Annotated in this window: 15 protein-coding genes; 6 read left to right on the forward strand and 9 right to left on the reverse strand. The window is 56.7% G+C overall.

Translation table 11 applies throughout. From position 1 onward, the window contains the following. From LIO98_RS09470 to LIO98_RS09480, 3 genes are all read left to right on the forward strand, one after another. Positions 1-186, forward strand: a 186-nt coding sequence (locus LIO98_RS09470) for a hypothetical protein (RefSeq protein WP_291956087.1), incomplete at its 5' end; no start/stop codon positions are given. Positions 187-273: 87 nt separating this feature from the next. Continuing rightward, positions 274-2,442: an EAL domain-containing protein gene (locus tag LIO98_RS09475; RefSeq protein WP_291956090.1), complete on the forward strand. Its 2,169-nt coding sequence runs from the start codon at positions 274-276 to the stop codon at positions 2,440-2,442. A 68-nt stretch (positions 2,443-2,510) separates the two neighbouring features. Then, on the forward strand, positions 2,511-4,115 hold the full coding sequence (locus LIO98_RS09480) for a diguanylate cyclase (protein ID WP_291956093.1): 1,605 nt from the start codon (positions 2,511-2,513) through the stop codon (positions 4,113-4,115). Positions 4,116-4,221: 106 nt separating this feature from the next. Here the strand turns inward: LIO98_RS09480 and LIO98_RS09485 are convergent, their stop codons facing one another. The 6 genes from LIO98_RS09485 to LIO98_RS09510 form a co-directional block, all read right to left on the reverse strand. Further along, positions 4,222-4,650, reverse strand: coding sequence for a TOBE domain-containing protein (locus LIO98_RS09485; RefSeq protein WP_291956096.1), 429 nt, complete (start codon positions 4,648-4,650; stop codon positions 4,222-4,224). A gap of 102 nt (positions 4,651-4,752) precedes the next feature. Then, positions 4,753-6,798, reverse strand: a complete 2,046-nt coding sequence (locus LIO98_RS09490; protein WP_291956099.1) for a heavy metal translocating P-type ATPase — start codon at positions 6,796-6,798, stop codon at positions 4,753-4,755. Between the two features lie 54 nt (positions 6,799-6,852). Beyond that, positions 6,853-7,293: an MOSC domain-containing protein gene (locus LIO98_RS09495; protein ID WP_206153312.1), complete on the reverse strand. Its 441-nt coding sequence runs from the start codon at positions 7,291-7,293 to the stop codon at positions 6,853-6,855. Then, positions 7,283-7,777, reverse strand: coding sequence for an iron-sulfur cluster assembly scaffold protein (locus tag LIO98_RS09500; protein WP_291956108.1), 495 nt, complete (start codon positions 7,775-7,777; stop codon positions 7,283-7,285). The genes LIO98_RS09495 and LIO98_RS09500 overlap by 11 nt, the downstream gene beginning before the upstream one ends. 21 nt (positions 7,778-7,798) lie before the next feature. After that, positions 7,799-8,977 (reverse strand): cysteine desulfurase NifS, encoded by a 1,179-nt coding sequence (gene nifS / locus LIO98_RS09505; protein WP_291956111.1) that lies wholly within the window; start codon positions 8,975-8,977, stop codon positions 7,799-7,801. Between the two features lie 20 nt (positions 8,978-8,997). After that, positions 8,998-9,456 carry an Rrf2 family transcriptional regulator gene (locus tag LIO98_RS09510; RefSeq protein WP_291956114.1) on the reverse strand — a complete coding sequence of 153 codons (459 nt, stop codon included), beginning with the start codon at positions 9,454-9,456 and terminating at the stop codon, positions 8,998-9,000. 162 nt (positions 9,457-9,618) lie between these two features. Here LIO98_RS09510 and LIO98_RS09515 point away from each other — a divergent pair, with 162 nt between their 5' ends. Further along, the gene (locus LIO98_RS09515; RefSeq protein WP_291956118.1) at positions 9,619-9,894 is read left to right on the forward strand and encodes a hypothetical protein; all 276 of its coding nucleotides are present in this window, start codon (positions 9,619-9,621) and stop codon (positions 9,892-9,894) included. Between the two features lie 186 nt (positions 9,895-10,080). Beyond that, entirely contained in the window at positions 10,081-10,749 is a 669-nt protein-coding gene (locus LIO98_RS09520; RefSeq protein ID WP_291956121.1) for a CDGSH iron-sulfur domain-containing protein, read from the forward strand. Between the two features lie 85 nt (positions 10,750-10,834). Here LIO98_RS09520 and glgC read toward each other — a convergent pair whose 3' ends face one another. From glgC to glgP, 3 genes are all read right to left on the reverse strand, one after another. Beyond that, positions 10,835-12,136, reverse strand: a complete 1,302-nt coding sequence (gene glgC / locus LIO98_RS09525; RefSeq protein ID WP_291956124.1) for a glucose-1-phosphate adenylyltransferase — start codon at positions 12,134-12,136, stop codon at positions 10,835-10,837. 104 nt (positions 12,137-12,240) lie between these two features. Continuing rightward, the gene (locus LIO98_RS09530) at positions 12,241-13,722 is read right to left on the reverse strand and encodes a glycogen/starch synthase (RefSeq protein ID WP_291956127.1); all 1,482 of its coding nucleotides are present in this window, start codon (positions 13,720-13,722) and stop codon (positions 12,241-12,243) included. A gap of 1 nt (position 13,723) precedes the next feature. Next, positions 13,724-16,981 (reverse strand): alpha-glucan family phosphorylase, encoded by a 3,258-nt coding sequence (glgP, locus tag LIO98_RS15435; protein WP_363304227.1) that lies wholly within the window; start codon positions 16,979-16,981, stop codon positions 13,724-13,726. Positions 16,982-17,105: 124 nt separating this feature from the next. Here glgP and LIO98_RS09545 point away from each other — a divergent pair, with 124 nt between their 5' ends. Continuing rightward, on the forward strand, positions 17,106-17,657 hold the full coding sequence (locus LIO98_RS09545) for an ATP-binding protein (RefSeq protein ID WP_291956131.1): 552 nt from the start codon (positions 17,106-17,108) through the stop codon (positions 17,655-17,657). Positions 17,658-17,808: the final 151 nt, after the last annotated feature.

The following is a 17,808-nucleotide window of genomic DNA, read 5'->3' on the forward strand; positions in this document are numbered from 1 at the left end:
TGTGAAGGTATAGATAAAAAGGATACGCCGCTGAAAATCCGCCGGTGCGATGGCCACAACGGCGATATTTTTATAAACAAAGGCACTGCCGCCGCTGCGGCTCCGGATGAAATGACGCTAAGAGATACAAGGCAGTACTCTTATTCTTCCGCACTATCTTGGTCTTTTTATGTTGACAAAACCTAAAAGAGTTTTTATATATATACTATTGTGAAAAATATGATAGAATGTCAGAAATCCAAATAAGGCATATGATATAGACGGTGAGATAAAATGGCGGAGGAACAAGAAAGTTCATCTTTAACAGGCGAAATTGAAACGCTGCGCAGGCAGCTCCGGTACTATCAGGAGTATGACCAGCTCACGGGCATTTTCAATAAAGCCGCGTTTTGCAAAAAATGCGCGGAACTCATATCCATGCCTCACGGCAGTCCGTTCGACGTAGTCTGCATTGATATAGAGCGGTTCAAACTCGTCAACGACATCTACGGCATGGAGCGCGGCGACTCGCTGCTTTGCCACGTCGCGCGCGGGCTTGAGCGCAAATTCGGCTGTAGAGGCGGTATTATCGCACGCATCGCGAGCGACGTATTCGCCCTCCTGATATCGCATGAGGCGGAAGGTATACTGGAGAGTGATATTCTCAGTATATTCAAAAGCTGTCCGGTAGAGATGTCGGTCATGCCGTCCATCGGCGTCTGCCGCGCCGATAACGATACGCCGGTGGAGAAGCTCTGCGACTGGGCCGTCATGGCTCTTGACTCTGTGAAGCACAACTATATGCGTCATATCGCCGTGTATAACAGCGATATCCGTTCGATGCTGCTCGAAGAGCAGGAGATTCTCAGCAGCATGGAGTCGGCGCTCGAAAAAAAGGAATTTACGATATATTTTCAGCCTAAATGCAATATGACGATGGGAAAGATAATCGGCGCGGAGGCGCTTGTGCGCTGGGTCCATCCCGAAAAGGGCGTCATTTCGCCGGCCTCTTTCATCCCGATATTCGAAAAGAACGGTTTTATCAAACGGCTGGACAGCTATGTGTGGGAAGAGGCGGCAGCCTGGCTTCGCCGTCTCATTGACGCTGGCGGTAAACCGCTGCCCGTATCGGTCAACATCTCGCGCACTGACTTTTTCGGTATGGATGTATGTGACACGCTCATGACGATACTCCGCCGCTATGACATCAGCCCAGAGCTGCTGGAACTCGAGATCACGGAGAGCGCCTACGCGGACCGGCCGCAGGAGATCATCAACACCATAATGAAGCTTATGAACAACCGGTTCACCATACTTATGGACGACTTTGGCAGCGGTTATTCGTCGCTCAACATGCTTAAAGATATCGATGTCAACGTGCTTAAGATAGATATGGGCTTCCTGCGCCGCGACAGCCAGAAGAGCCGCGATATTCTCAAATCTGTCGTGCGTATGGCGAAGTGGCTGAATCTGCCGATGATCGCCGAGGGTGTGGAGACGAAAGATCAGGTAGATTTTCTTCTCACGATCGGCTGTGTCTACGCGCAGGGATATTACTATTACAGGCCGATGACGGCGGAGCAGTTCTTGAATTTGATCAACGCTCCCGAGAAGATGGACTACCAGAACGGCGGTAAGCTGATTCCCGTACAGAACCAATATCTTGATTTTCACGAGCTATTTAACCGCGATATGATGAGCGACAGGCTCATGGGCAACATCTTGGGAGCGATCGCCATCTATTCCTTTGACGGAGAAAAGCTCTATCTGCTGCGCGGCAACGAGGAATATTTCAAGCTGCTGCGCCGCGCGGGAGTCACGAATGATATGGCGCAGGACATTATGCCTACCGTTGCGGAACGGGACCGCCCGCTGCTGGTGAAATCATTGAAGCAGATTCAGGGGGCCTCCGATGAAGGCAGCGTTGAGGTTACGGTGCGTCCATTCGTGGGGGTTACCGATTTTTGGATACAGATGCGCCTCTTCCATCTCGCTAAAAAGGGCGAGGATGAGATATATTACGCGGCGCTCGCCGATGTTACGGAGCAGATGGAGGCGATAGAGACGCTGAGGATCAGCGAACAGCGTTTCAGGCTGGCTATGGAGGCTACCAACATCGCGATATTTGAGCTGGATGTCCGGACGAGGGTCGCCACATATTCGGAATATACGCGAAAGACTTTCGGGCTCGACGCCACCGTCACTAACGCTCCCGAGGGATTTATCGAGCAGGGTACGGTGTGCGAGGAATATATCGACAGATTCAGAGGAATATACGAGGCCATCTATCGTGGGGAGAAAAAGGCCTCTTGCGTGATACGCGCCATATTGGGCGACGGAAAGTTTGCCTGGAACCGTGTGTCGCTTACCGCGATACAGGACCGGAACGGTAAAACGGTGAAGGCGATCGGTATCGTTGAGAGAGTTCCATTTGACCCTAAGCTGTGGATAGAGCCGAAATAAATCAGGCGGCGCAGCAGATATCCGCGCCGTGTCCGGCAAAATTCAAGCATGTGAAAGATGTGGTTGCAATGTGGTTGGCAATGTATCATTACTGTTTAAAAATCCATATATACGGCGGCGACGCCGCTCTTGAGAGCGAGCTGCAGGCTGTCGCGCCTCTTGAGAGGTTTGAACATGAGATCAGGATCTTCGACCATATAACGGTGGAGAGCCTTGCGGAATGCGACGTTGCGGTATTCGATCTGCCGGTGGAACGACCGTGCCGCGAACTGCGCGGAATATGTAAAAAAGGCGCTGAACTTGTATTCTGCGCCGATCTCCGCGAAGGTCTGCCGGAATGGGCGGCGGATTTTGACGACATCTGGCAGAGGCCGTTTACGCCGGGGCTGACCGGCTTCCATTTTCGCCGTCTGTTGGAACGTATCAAACTAAAAAAGGATAAATGGTTTGTCTCGAACTGCCTTGACGTGGCGATGGACAGCGTTCCGGATCTTATCTGGTTCAAAGACGTACGCGGCGCGCACCTGAAGGTAAACAACGCCTTTTGCAGCGCCGTGGGCAAGACAAAGAACGACGTTCAGGGCAGAGGGCATTACTATATATGGGATTTGAAGCAGGAGGAATATGAGCAGGGCGAATATGTCTGTCTTGAAACCGAAGAGATAGTGCTGCGTGAGAAAAAGACCCGCGCCTTCGACGAAAAGGTAAAGAGCAAACATGGCCTGCGGCAGTTCAAGACCTATAAATCCCCGATCTTCGACGAAGATCATCAGGTGGTCGGGACTGTGGGCATCGCGCATGACGTTACCGACCTGAAAAATATGCTGACCGAGCTTGAGATCGTGCTTGGCAGCATGCCCTTCGGCATTTTGATAAAGGACAGCGACGGCACTATTGCGAGCGCTAATGAAAGGTTCCTGCGTTATTTCGGACTTGAGGAAGGGCAGATACTGGGGCGTAATTACGCCGTCTGGAAGCATGATACGCTTGGCGGCAATATGCGGATAACTGATGATGGCGTCGCGGAGGCTGCCATAGATATCAACGGCGATAAAATGATATTGGAGATCCTGCGGGAAGAGATACGGGATATCTTTGAAAATCAGGTTGGGGAGCTCTATATCTACCGTGACGTGACGACGGAGCGTATGCTTGAGGCCCAGGTGCTCCACGATTCAAACACGGATTTTCTTACCGGACTGTACAACCGGCGCTATTTTTACGAATATGTGAATAAGAACCGCGGGCGTAGGCCCATTTGTTTCATATACATAGACCTCGATAACTTTAAGAAGGTCAACGACACGCACGGCCATCAGGCAGGCGATGAAGCGCTCGTCGCCACCGCCGATATCCTGCGTTCCTGTTTCCCTGACGCCTTTATCGCGCGGCTTGGCGGCGATGAATTTATCATTTCTTTGATCGGAGACTGCGAGATCGCCGCGGTGGAAAAACGCGCCGGATCGCTGCTGCGGAATATGAACGAGGCATTCAGCCACCACCCGCTCTTCAATATCCTCTCCGGAAGCATCGGCATCGCGAGGACGGAGGACCCCTCGGTCGATATAGATACGCTGCTGCGGCAGAGCGACATCGCCCTATATGAGGTGAAGCGCGGCGGCCGCGCCGGCTACTGTGTCTTTCCGCTTAAGTGCTCCTCCATGCCGGGATGACTGCCGGTCTCTGTTTTAGGATATGCGAAAAAGCCGCGCTGTGAGGCGCGGCTTTTTGTGTGGAAAAATTTTGTACCCGAATAGCTGGTGCGGCTTTTGCGTAAGGTTACGCCTTCACCCCAACCATGATGTCGGAGGCTTTGATTATCGCGCAGACCTCTTTGCCCTCTTTGAGGCAGAGGCGTTCGGTGCTGGCCTTGGTGATGATGGAGGCGATCTTTTCGCCGCCGGCGAGGGTCACGAGGATCTCGCAGTTTACCGCTCCCTCTGTCACGGCGGTGATTTTGCCTTTGAGCTGGTTGCGTGCCGAGAGCTTCAGCCCGCCCTCGCCTTCGCCGATCATCACGTTTGAGGCTTTGATCACCGCATAGGCTTCGGCGCCCTCTTTGAGGCCGAGGTTCTCGCAGCTGGTCTCGGTGATGATTGAGGTGAGCATCGTGCCGTCCGCGAGGCGAAGCGATACTTCGTCGTTGACGGCTCCCTTTTTAACAGCGGCAACAGTAGCTTTTAGCTGATTGCGTGCACTAAGATTCATGAAAAATCTCTCCTTTTTTATATCGATACTATATTATCTATTATTGCCCGGTTTATCTGCGTTGTCAAGTTTAAGCGCATAAAAATTCCTTTTTTGCGCCGTCTATTTTATCCTCGTGGCCCTCGTCGAGTTGAGGATCGCGAGCAGCGCGACGCCGACGTCGGCGAATACCGCCTCCCATAGGCCTGCTAGCCCCGCGACGCCGAAGATAAGGAATATACCCTTCACGCCGAGAGCCATCACGACGTTTTCCCAGACGATGGCGCGCGTCTTTTTCGCGATGCGCAGCAGATCCGCCACTTTGGCGGGGGAGTCGTCGAGTATCACGGCGTCGGCCACCTCGACGGCGACCTGCGAGCCGAAGCCGCCCATGGCGATCCCCGTTTCGGAGGTGACGAGCACGGGGCCGTCGTTAACGCCGTCACCGACATATATCGTCTTTTTTGTGTCGCCGTGACAGATGTCTTTCAGCGCGTCGACCTTGTCGCCCGGCAGCAGCTCCGCCTTGTAACCGTCAAGCTTCAGCTCTCTCGCGACCGCCGTCGCCGTATCGTTGCGGTCTCCCGTCAGCATGTAGACGCCTTTGATGCCGAGGCGGCGCAGTTCGGCGACTGTCTCCGCCGATTCGGGGCGTATCTCGTCGGCGACGACCATCGAGCCCATGTATCTGCTGTTTTTCATGACATGAACGATGGTGCCATGTTCGCCTATCTCCGGCGCCGTCACGCCGAAATCCGCCATCAGCGCGGCGTTGCCCGAGGCGACTGTGTCGCCGCCGAGACGGCAGATCATTCCCTTGCCCGGTATCTGTGTTATCGAGGCGCCAGCGGGAACGGGGCGTTCGCCGGCGGCGGCCATGATCGATTTCGCCACCGGATGGGTGGATCCGTTTTCCGCCAGCGCCGCGGTGTCGAGCAGCTCGCGTTCGCTTACCCCCGGGGCTGGCAGAGTCTTGGCCAGCCTGAACCGTCCGTATGTGAGGGTGCCGGTCTTGTCGAATACCGCGATATCGACATTGCCCACGGCGTCGAATACGTTCGCCCCTTTCACGAGGATGCCGTTCTTGGAGGCCGCGCCGATGCCGCCGAAGTAGCCGAGCGGTATCGAGATGACGAGCGCGCAGGGGCAGGAGATGACGAGCAGGACCAGCCCGCGGTATATCCATTCGTGCCAGCTGCCGTAACCCGCCAGCGGAGGCAGGGTCATCACCGCGGCGGCGAGGAAGAACACGGCGGGGGTGTACCACTTGGAGAATCTGGTGATGAAGCGCTCCGTCGGAGACTTGCGTTCGACGGCGTTCTGCACCATTTCAAGCATCCGCGCGATGGTCGAATCCTCAAAGGGCCCCGCCGCCTCGATTAACAGCAGCCCGTCGAGCGAGAGCGTGCCTCCGTGTACCTCGCTGCCACTTGACACGGCGGCGGGCATGGATTCGCCGGTGATCGCCGAGGCGTCGATCTGCGAGACGCCGTTTACCACATGGCCGTCGATGGGGATTATCTCTCCGGGAAGCACCTGCACGATGTCTCCCTTCACGATCTCCTTCGGGTCCTTTTCAACGATCTTATCGCCGACCACCAGCCGCGCCGTCATCGGTTTCTGCGCGAGCAGCGCCTTTATCGAGCGGCGGGAGTTGGCGGAGGCGCGTTCCTGAAATGCCTCGCCAAGGCGGTAGAAGAGCATGACTCCGACCGCCTCCGACATCTCGCCGATGGCGATCGCGGCCAGCGTCGCGCCGCCCATCAGCGTGAACTCGTTGAAGATATCGCCTTTGAAGAGCGCTTTGAGGGCCGTCTTTAAGACGGGAACGCCAGTCGCGAGGTAGAGGATGATGAAGAGGGCATTGAAGAGCCAGGCTGGCGCGATCTGCGGCGCGAGCTCCTCAAGCAGCAGCGCGGCTAAAAAGATGACGCCCGCGACCGCGAGAAAGGTTATCTCACGGCGGAACTCGGCCTGCTGTTCCCTCTCGTCCTCTTCGTTTTCGCTGAATATATTGTCGAGCGCATGGCACGAGGCGCAGCCGCAGCCGCTGTCATGTCCGTGTACGTGGTGGTGCGCATGATGATCGTCGCGGCCCCTGCATTCGGGATCGCAGCAGCCATGCACCCGGCATTCATGTTCGTCTTCGTGATGATGGTCGTGGCTCATGTTTTCTTTTATCTCCCGTAAGAAAGGGCCGCCCGAAAGCGGCCCTTTTGAATTTTATGCGAACTCTATCGTGTCCCCGCTTCTGACCTTTCCGCCCTTTATCACCTTGGTAAAGATGCCCTTCTTCGGCATTATGCACTCGCCCGTCTGCTTAAAGACCTCGCAGTGCGAATGGCACTCTTTGCCGATCTGCGAGACCTCGAGCAGCGTCTCGCCGACCTTGAGCCTGTCGCCGATCTTGAGCTGGCCGAGGTCGAAGCCCTCGGTAGTGAGGTTCTCGGCGAAGCTGCCCGGTACTAGGTTCGGCAGTTTGGCCATCATCGTGCGGATGTCTTCCATCGAGATGAGGCTTACCTGGCGGTGCATAAATCCCGCGTGGGCGTCGCCCTCGAGGCCGATGCCCTCGATGAGCGTGCCCTCGCCGATCTCATGCTTTATCATGCCCTTTTTAGGGGCGCTGCAGACGGCGATTATCTTACCCTTTTTATTCTGCAACACGGTGGTCCTCGCTTACGAAGCGCTCCTCTTCCTCTTCCTCATGGCCGCCGCAGGCACCGCCGCACGCCGTGCAGTTGCCGGGGAAGGCCAGTCCTTCGGGCAGCTTCCCGTCTTTGCGCATATAGTAGTCGGCCACCGCCGCCTGGATGCCCTCCTGCGCGAGCAGCGAGCAGTGGAGCTTCACGGGGGGCAGTCCGCCCAGGGCGTCGGCGACGTCCTTGTTGTTTATCTTGAGAGCTTCGGCAATCGTCTTGCCTTTCGCGAGCTCCGTCACCATCGAGCTGGTGGCGATTGCCGCCGCGCAGCCGAAGGTTTCAAATCTAATGTCCTCGATCACCTCGGTCTCGGGGTTAATCTTGAGGTAAATTTTCATTACGTCTCCGCAGGTGGGGTTTCCGACCTCGCCGATCGCGTTCGCGTCGTCGAGCTTGCCCGCGTTGCGCGGATTCATGAAATAATCTACTACTTTCTGGTTGTACATGACATCATCTCCTCATCCTGGTTACTTTTTATAAAACGGCGACATCGCGCGGAGCTTTTCCACTATCTCGGGGAACTTCTCAAGCACGTAGTCGATATCTTCTTTTGTCGTGTCGTGGCTCATCGTGAGACGCACCGAACCGTGCGCCGTAGTGTGGTCGAGCCCGGTGGCGAGCAGCACGTAGCTCGCTTCAAGACTGCCGGAGGTGCAGGCTGAGCCGCTGGAGGCGGCGATGCCCGCCGCGTCGAGCAGAAGCAGCATGCCCTCTCCCTCGATGTATTTGACCGTAAAGCTCGTGTGGAAGGGCAGGCGGGCGTCTCCTGTAGCTCCCGTGAGATGCGACTCCGGTATCCTTGAAAGGACGCCGTTGATGAAATAGTCGCGCAGCTGCGCGAGCTTCTTGTCATCGCCGCGCTCCAGACGCTCCTTCGCGATCTCCACCGCCACGCCGAAGCCGACGATCCCGGGAACGTTTTCCGTTCCGGAGCGGAGTCCAAACTCCTGACCGCCGCCGTGGAGTGTCGGGATCAGCTTGACGCCCCTGCGGACATAGAGCGCGCCGAGCCCCTTCGGGCCGTACATTTTGTGCGCCGCCATCGTCATCATGTCTATTGGCAGCTGCTCTACGTCGATCTTGATATGTCCCGCCGCCTGCACGCCGTCGACATGGAACATTACGCCGTGCCTGCGGCAGACCTCGCCGAGCTCCTTAACGGGCTGGATCGTACCGATCTCGTTGTTGGCGAACATGATCGTCGCCAGTATCGTATCGGGACGGATCGCCGCCTCAAGGTCGGCGGGAGAGACAAATCCCTTGCCGTCGACGGGGAGGATCGTATATTCAAAGCCCATCTTACCAAGCCATTTGACGGTGTCGAGGATGGCGTGGTGTTCGATGGAGCTCGTGATTATATGGCTGCCCTTGCCCTTCTCTTTCAGCGCCCAGGCCGCCCCCTTGATAGCCAGGTTGTCGGCCTCGCTGCCGGCGCCTGTGAAGATGATGTCTGTGGGCTTTGCGTTTATCAGCGACGCCACCTGCGCGCGCGCGTTGTCTATAGCCGTGCGCGCCTCGCGCCCGAACTTATGGAGGCTGTTGGGGTTGCCGTACTTCTCGGAGAAATAGGGAAGCATCGCCTCCGTTACCCTTGGATCTACTTTTGTCGTTGCCGAGTTGTCAAGATATACTTCACGTGGTGCCATGCCAGTTCACCTCATAGAATTTAATTTTTATTCTTCTTGCCGCACCAGCAGTCCGGCCGGTGGCAGCTGTTATCCGACTGATTGACGAGGTCCTGAAAGGTGGTGCCGTCGTAGACGGCCTCAAGTGCCTCGCGCGCTTTGTCCCAGAGCGGCCGGAAGACGCAGTCCTCGTATAGCGAACAGTCGTCGTCCATGCGCGTCCCGCACTCCACAGGGCCGAGAGGACCCTGAATGAAGCGTATCACCTCGCCGACCGTTATCGCATCGGCAGGCTTCGCAAGAAAATATCCGCCATCCTTGCCGCGCGCGGAGTCTACTACACCGGCGCTTTTCAGACTGCTCAGAATATTTTCAAGAAAGCGAACGGGAATATTCTGCGCCTCGGCGACGGCGCCGATCTTGCAGGGGCCGTCTGTCTGACGGCGCGCAAGTTCATATATCGCTCTCAGTGCGTATTGACATTTTTGTGTGATCGCCATAATCCTCACCTTCTCTACCAACTTGGTGTAGATTACAATGCCCTGATATATTTGTCAAGAGCGGAGAGGGCGATTCTCGGGTAATTTTTTCTCTTTGCCCTGCCGCCGGGTATCTCCCGATGCCGTATAATATAGACGAAAACTTTTGAAGGGGCTGTTTCGATGAAACTTGTCACGATAAGGAACAATGGAAAGGAAGTCGCCGCGGTGGTTATCGAACGCGGTTTTGTGAGGATAGATACGCTTAACGAGGAAAAACGTTCCGACTGGCCGGAGAGGCTGGAAGAGCTTGTCTCCGGCGGGCATGCGGAGCTGCTCAACCGCTGGTATCTTGCTGGCGGCAGGACGATCCTTGAGAATATCAGCCGTAAGCTGATAGTGACGCCGGAGGCGGCGGAGGTCATCGGCGAGGTCTATAAGACTGCCGACGAGGATTAGAAGGGAGAACTGCGGAGGCGGTGACGGGGCCGCCGCTCCTTTTTTATCCGTTATCGCGGCCTGTTCCACGATTAGGCGAAATGGCCGTTTTTGCGGTAGGCAAAGAGCCGGAGCGCAATATTTTATCGGTGCTAGGATTATCGGCAAATACAGTCATTATATCCAAAGGGAAGAGGGTATAGAGTAATGGGAGAGAAAAAAATTACCATATTGAAGGACGGTCCCTACGAGGTGACGGGCGGCGTGCCCCTCAATGAGATGAGGATCGTTCCCAACGAGCGCGGAGAGTCCGTGGCCTGGATGAAGACAAGGGAATATCCGCCGCAGGAGAGCTACCATCTCTGCCGCTGCGGCCATTCAAAAAACAGGCCCTTCTGTGACGGCACGCACGCAAAGATACATTTCGACGGTACGGAGACGGCGGAAAATATCCCCTACGACGAGTCCTGCGAGATATATGAGGGCGACGGGATGACGCTGATGGATAAGAGGGAGCTCTGCGCCTTCGCGCGTTTCTGCGACCCCAACGGACAGGTGTGGGGGCTAATAGAGGACCGGAAAAACGCGGATCTCGCCGTTGAAGAGGCCTGTAACTGTCCCGCGGGGCGGCTTACGGTCGTGATAGACGGTGAGAAGGCCGAGGCGGAGCTTCCGCAGGAGATATCGCTTATAGATGACCACCCGAAGGGCAAACGCGGCCCCATATGGGTGAGGGGCGGCATTCCTATCATCGGTTCCGACGGCACGCGGTACGAGGTGAGAAACAGGGTGACGCTCTGCCGCTGCGGGCAGTCGCGCAACAAACCCTTCTGTGACGCCTCGCATATGACCGACCCTGAATCCGACGAGGATTAAGAGCCTTGATAGAGAGGGCCTGAGCGCATAAAAATAGAAAAGCCCGCTCAATGAGAGCGGGCTTTTCTGTATCTTTTAGTAGTTCTTAGAAGCCGGAGCCGTCGGTAGCGAACATGTTTTCGTAGGAGCCGGGGATCTGGAGTTTTTTGCGCAGCTGTATCTTCGGCATGCCGACGACGACGAGTCCCGACGAGGGGTCCACATGATAACGTTCGGCGTCAGCCTCTGGGTCGAAGCCTATTGAGGTGCCGTCCGGTATTACGTTATACGCGTCGACGATCACGCGGCGCAGACGGCAGTTTTCACCGATATGGACGTTCTGCCCGATGATCGTCTCTTCGATTACGGAGCCGGAGTTTATCACGCAGTTGCGCGAGAGCACGCTCTTGCGCACATACGCGCCAAGCACGCGGCTCGCCTCTGCACGGAGGCATCCGTCCACCGAGCAGGAGTGGTCGTTGGCGGGGTAGGTGAATCCCGGCGGATCCGAATAGGATACGGTTCTGATGGGCCACTGCTGGTTGTAGAGCGAGAGCGCCGAGGGGTGGCGCAGCAGGTCCATGTGCGCCTCCCAGTAGGCCTTGATGCTTCCCACGTCCTTCCAATAGGGGCGGTCGTCGCCGGGCAGTTTGTTGGTCGAAAAGTCGTAGGCCATGAGCTTGTAGCCCTTGAAGAGCATCGGCAGGATGTCGCGCCCGAAGTCGTGGGTGCTGTCCTTGCGCTCGTTGTCTGAGAGGACCGATTCTTCGAGGATCTCGCGCTCAAAGATGTAGTTGCCCATGGAGACGAAGCTGTAGCCGGGGCGTCCGGGAATCTCGGGGGGAACGGCGGGCTTCTCCACGAAATCTATGATGCGTCCCTCCGTGTCTGTCGCTATGCAGCCGAACTGGCTCGCCTCCGAGGAGGGGACGACGTAGGCCGCCACGGTGATGTCAGCGTTGTTGTCCATGTGATACGCCAGCATCTGCTCAACATCCATCTTGTAGATGTGGTCCGCGGCGAAGATGCAGATGCAGTCAGCGTCAAATAGCGTCACAAGGTGCATATTCTGAAAGATCGCGTCCGCCGTGCCTTCATACCAGCGTTCGCCGTCCCACATCTGCGCGGGGACGACATTGACGAAGAAGTCACGGCCGCGCAGCGCGCTCCCGAACTGCCAGCCCTTGCCGATATGCTCATGGAGCGACTGGCTCTTGAACTGAATGAGGCAGTAGATTGAAAAGAGCCCGCTGTTTACCATATTAGAGAGGGCGAAATCTATGATGCGGTATTTTGCGGCGAAGGGAACGGCCGGCTTAGCCCGATACCTTGTCAAAGGCATCAGGCGCTCGCCCTTTCCTCCTGCAAGGACCATTCCCAGTACGCGCCCATATTTTCCGTGAATCATAAAGATGACCTCCTTTTCAAAGGATTACGACTATGAAACTAGTTCTTATTGCCAGCGCCTATCTTATTAGACGTTATTATAGTCCATTTAAATATAAACGTCTATTAATCGGCGGTGATGACATCCCTGTACAGCGCCGCATATTCCTTCGCCGACGCGTTCCAGGAGAAGTCCTCCTTCATCGCGTTTCTTACGATTCTGTTCCATCGTTCGGGCTCCTCTTTTGCCGTGAGGGCGCGGTTGAGCGCCGCTTCCAGCTCGGAGATGCTGTAGTCGGCAAAGAGAAAACCGGTGCCGTCAGGCGAACTGTCAGCGTCGATGACGGTGTCGGCGAGGCCGCCGGTGGCGCGCGCCACCGGAACTGTGCCGTAGGCGAAGGCGATGAGCTGTGAAAGGCCGCAGGGCTCAAATAGGGAGGGCATCAGCAGGATGTCTCCCGCGGCGTAGGCTAGATGCGCCCTCTCCTCGCTGAAGGCCGTCACCGTGCGTACCGATGCGGAGTGAGCTGTCTCGAAGTCCGCGAGCTTCCTGTTGTAAAACTCATTGCCGGAGCCGATGATGAGGGCGTATATCTTATCGGGCATGAAGCGTTCCAATGCCTCGAGCATGATGTCGACGCCCTTCTGCTCGGTGAGGCGTCCGACGAAGATTATCAGAGGCCGTCCGTCGTCGTCCCAGCCGAAGCTCTCCATCAGCGCGCGGCGGCAGACCTTCTTGCCGTCGCGGCGGCTTATATCGTAGTGGGCCGGCAGCAGCGGGTCCTTGTGCGGGTTCCAAACGTCATAGTCGATGCCGTTCAGGATGCCGCGCAGCTTGCCCTTGTTTGTGGACATAACGCCGTCAAGGCCGAAGCCGCCGTCATGCGTCTGGATATCCCACGAATAGCTGGGGCTCACCGTTGTAATGGCCTCAGAGGTATTTATCGCGCCCTTCATAAGGTTGACTAGGCCGTAGAATTCAAGCGAGATGGGGTCAAGCGCGGAGAAGGAGTCCGGAATAAAGCCCCAGCCGTTGAGGCACTCCTGCTGGAAGAGACCCTGATGCGCCATGTTGTGTATCGTATAGACGGTGTCGAAGTCTCCGGCCATGGAGGCGTAGTGGCGGTGCCAGCGCAGGGCGCTGGGGATGATCGCCGTCGGCCAGTCGTGCGCATGGATGATCTGCGGCTTCCAGCGCGCGGCGCGGGAGAGTTCGAAGGCCGCGTAGGAGAGAAATATCATCGGCTCGGCGGTCGCGGCGCGCATCTCCTCGGGATAGATATTTTCGTTGTCGAAGAGCTCGTCGTTTTCGAGGATATATATCGGCAGCCCGTCGATGCTGGCGCGCCAGAGCTTCGCGGAGAGCGAGCGCCAGTTGAGCGCGACGGAGACCGTGCCCAGCGGGCGGCTTGGAAGCGCGGAGAGCTCCCGCGCCCTGTCGAGCACGCCGGGCCAGCCCGGCATCAGCACGCGCGCGTCGATGCCGTTTTTGCGCAGCGCCTTTGGCAGCGAACCGGCCACGTCTCCGAGGCCCCCCTTTTTAGCGAGGGGAGCGCATTCCGGCGACACGTGCAGTATCTTTAGTACAAACTCGTTTTCCCTTTCCATTTTAATGTCCGCGGAATACGGTACCATAAGCCTTTTCACAATACTCGTGCACCACCCTGTGTGTATTGAAGTAGCTTGCGTTCACTGCGATTGCGAATTTCATCATGCTTATCCACCTCTTACGGTCGGTGTAATAGGCGGGAATGATCTTCTCTTCAAGTTTATTATAGAGATCGACGGCGTCCTCAGCCTCGTTATACTCCACCATTCCGTTTTCATTAGGTTCCGGCCCGATCGCCCAGCCGGTCTTGCCCTCTATGCAGCCCTCTATCCACCAGCCGTCAAGAACGGAAAAGTTCATGACGCCGTTGTGGACGCACTTCATGCCGCTTGTGCCGGAGGCCTCGCGCGGACGTATCGGCGTGTTGAGCCAGATGTCCACGCCCGAGGTGATGAACTTAGCTGGGCCCATGTTGTAGTTTTCGATGAAGACTACGGGAAGCTCCGCGCCGAGCTCCCGCGCGATGTTGTTTATCTTCTGGAGGATGTCCTTCCCCGGTTCGTCGTGGGGATGCGCCTTGCCGGAGAAGATGAACTGCACTTTGCCTTTGCCGATCTCCACGAGCCGCCTGATGTCGGAGAAGACGAGGTCCGCCCGCTTGTAGGTCGCGGCGCGGCGCGCAAAGCCGATCGTCAGCACGTCGGGTTCCAGCTGCTGTCCCGTCTCTTCGAGAACGAAGGCGAGCAGCTTCATCTTCGCCGCCTGGTGGGCGTTCCACAGCTCTTCGTCTGGGATGTGCAGCGCCTGCATCAGCCGCGAGGGATCATTGCGCCATCCGGGGATATATGTGTCATAAAGTTTTGTGAAGCTCGGCGAGGTCCAGGTCGTCGAGTGGACGCCGTTCGTGATCCAGTCTATCGATTCGTCGCCGAACATCGCGCGGCTTACAAGCGCGTGTTTATGCGAGACGCCGTTGACGTAGCGGGAGAGCTTCAGCGCCAGATCGGTCATTGAAAGGCCGTTGCCGCCGACGTGCTGGCGCAGTATCTGAGCGACGTCGCCGTCCATCACCTCGTCGATGAGGTCGTAGGAGAAGAAGTCGTGTCCCGCCGCCACCGGCGTATGCGTCGTGAAGATAACCTGATTCTTGACCTTTTCGATATCGCCGTAGCCCTGTTCACGCAGCAGCTCGAGCGTGAGGAAACCCGCGTGTCCCTCGTTGAGGTGGAAGGTCGAGATGTTGCGGTAACCCATGTCGCGCAGCAGGCGCAGGCCGCCGATGCCGAGGATAAGCTCCTGACAGAGGCGGTACTTGTTGTCACCGCCGTATAGCTCGGCGGTGAGCTGCCTGTCCTCGGGAGAATTTTCGGGCAGGTCTGTGTCGATGAAATAAATCGGCAGCGGGTGCTCCGTCTGGCCGACAAGCATATAACACCATGCTCCGATGGTCACTGGGTGTCCGTTCATCGTGATCGTCACGCGGTTTGGCAGCTGCGTCATAAAGTCACGCGGATTCCAGTCCACGGGATACTCCGTCTGCCGTCCCTCTTTATTGATCTTCTGCGCGAAGTAGCCCTTTTTATAGAGCAGCGTCATCGCCACCATCGGCACCCCGAGGTCGGCGGAGCTCTTTAAAATATCCCCCGCGAGTACGCCGAGGCCGCCAGAATAGGTCGGTATCTCGGGCATAAGCGCGATCTCCATTGAGAAATAGGCGGTATTTCTAAAGGCTGGGTCGTGCTCGAGCGTCGCGAGCAGTGAACTTGCAAGATTTGTTCCATAGTTCATTCCGTTCATCTTCTCCAATCCGTCTGTATTTTTTTCACTGGCTGCTTCCATGTCAAGATGTTTTTGCATACGCGGCATGATATCGCGTACCGCCACCGCGGCGGCGTTTGGACGTTCCTTAGTATTGCCGCGCGCTTTTTTTAGATCTTCGAGCAGCGGTTTGATGAATGCTCTGCCGGAGGCCGCTTCCGCAAGCTGTGCCGCGCGGAGGGCGTAGGAGATGATCTGCTTCGTCTCGACGCCGGAGACGTCGTTGAAGAACCAGGCGCACGAAGTGTATGTGAACATCCGCATACGCTCCATCTCGATCAGGTCTGTGATCCTGCCGGATATCTCCTCCGAGATATCGCCGAACCTTTCGGTCGTAAAGGCCCTCCTGCGCGCGTCGGCCTCTTCCTCGCTGAGCGTGAGCCCGCATTCGTATAGTTCGACAGCTTCGTTGCGCAGCTGCCAGGGATCGCCGTAGGGCGATATCTTTTCCTCGAAGAGCTCGTCGACGGCGGCGGAGAGATTGTCAAAGGCCTCCCGCAGCGGTCCGCGCCATTCCTGGTTCCAGCCGGGCTCTCCGCCCGTATGGCAGCCGCAGTTGCTGCGCCAGCGTTCGATGCCGTGGGCGCAGGACCAGGAGGTATTTTCCTCGATCAGGCAGCTTGCCGTGGGCGGGTGTTTTTCAAGGAACTCTTCGATAGATGGCAGATTTATCCTCTCGTCCAGCTCCATCTGCTCAAACATCCGCGCGAGGGCCATCTCGCCGAACTTGTGATGATGTCCGTAGCTTTCGCCGTCGGTCGCGGTCACAAGGATGCGATCCTCCCCCTCCGCCGCGGCGCGCACCGTGGCCTCTTTAAACAGGTCGCCGTTATCGAGGAGCCCGCCGAAGGCGATGCCCTGCGCCAGTCCTGCATGGTAGAAGATTATCGTTATCGAACGTCCCGAGGGAAGCTCGCAGCGGTAGGGACGCGTTACGTCAAGGTTCGCCCCTCTGGAGGTGAGGACGGGGCTTGAATCGATGATCACCGCCCTGCACTGGTGCGGGGCGAGGATCGTAAACTCGACGCCGCACGCGGCGAGCGTCTCAAGCGTGGGGATGTCGACGGCCGTCTCCGGCAGCCACATGCCCTTGGGCGCGCGTCCGAAGCGGTATTTGAAGTCCTCCATGCCCCATACGGTCTGCGTAAGTTTATCCCGTTCCGAGGCTAACGGCATGATTATATGGTTATAGGCCTGGGCGATCGCTCTCGACTGTGATTCTATCAGCGTCTTATTGAGCGACGGCGAATGGTTTTCTATCCATCTGTGGAGCGTGGGGCCGAAATTGAAACTCAGCCTTGCGTAATTGTTGATCTCCGTTTTGATGCGCCCGTCCATACCGAGTATCCTGGCACAGCTGTTTGGCAGGTAACATTCGGAGCATACACGTTCGTTCCAATCGTGCGCCGGGGCGGCGGTTGGATCGTGGAGGACAGTCCCCGTCCAAGGGTCTTCACGCGGAGGCTGGTAGAAATGTCCGTGGATTGCAATATTTATCATGTGATCCTCCTCAAAAAATATGATCGTCATCAAGGTATAGCATGATATGATTATACTATCAAGAGCGATTATTAGTCATAATCGAATAAAAATAGATAAGCGATTGTAAAAAGGAGGAAAAAGCATGCTTGAAGATCTCTCCGCGCACGTATTGGATATCTCCGAGAACAGCACGATGGCCGGCGCTGACGAGGTGGAAATCACGATAAAAGAGGATGAGAGGGAAGATCTGCTCCTCTTTTCGGTCAAGGACAACGGACGCGGCATGAGTCCGGAGTTTGTCGCGAAAGTGACCGACCCCTTCACGACCACGAGGACGACGCGCCGCGTCGGCATGGGGCTGCCCTTTCTGCGGCAGTCGGCGGAGCTCTGCGGCGGCGGGCTGGTGATCGATTCTGCGGTGGGCGTGGGAACTACCATCACCGCGACATTCCAGTACGGAAGCGTCGACCGTCCGCCGCTGGGAGATATGCCGGCGACAATTATGACTCTGGTCATGGGCTCGCCAAACGTTCACTGGCGATACCGCCATATCATCAACGGGCGCGAATTCCTGCTCGACACCGACGAAATAGTCGAAGCGCTTGACGGTGACCGCGGAATGCTGGCCTCACCGGACGTCGGACTCTGGCTGCGAGACAACATCCGTGAAGAGCTCGAGGCGCTGAGAGACTGAGACAAAACCGGTGAATTCTGCGGGATCCATGCGTATTTGTTACAATTTTTCGCCGTACCACTTGTTTTTTTCTATTTCGGGGCTATAATCTAAATTAATAAACATTAGCCATACCATTTACCCTGCTGGGTGCGTGTGATATGGGTTGAGT

This window comes from Cloacibacillus sp., from assembly GCF_020860125.1.
Lineage (GTDB): Bacteria > Synergistota > Synergistia > Synergistales > Synergistaceae > Cloacibacillus.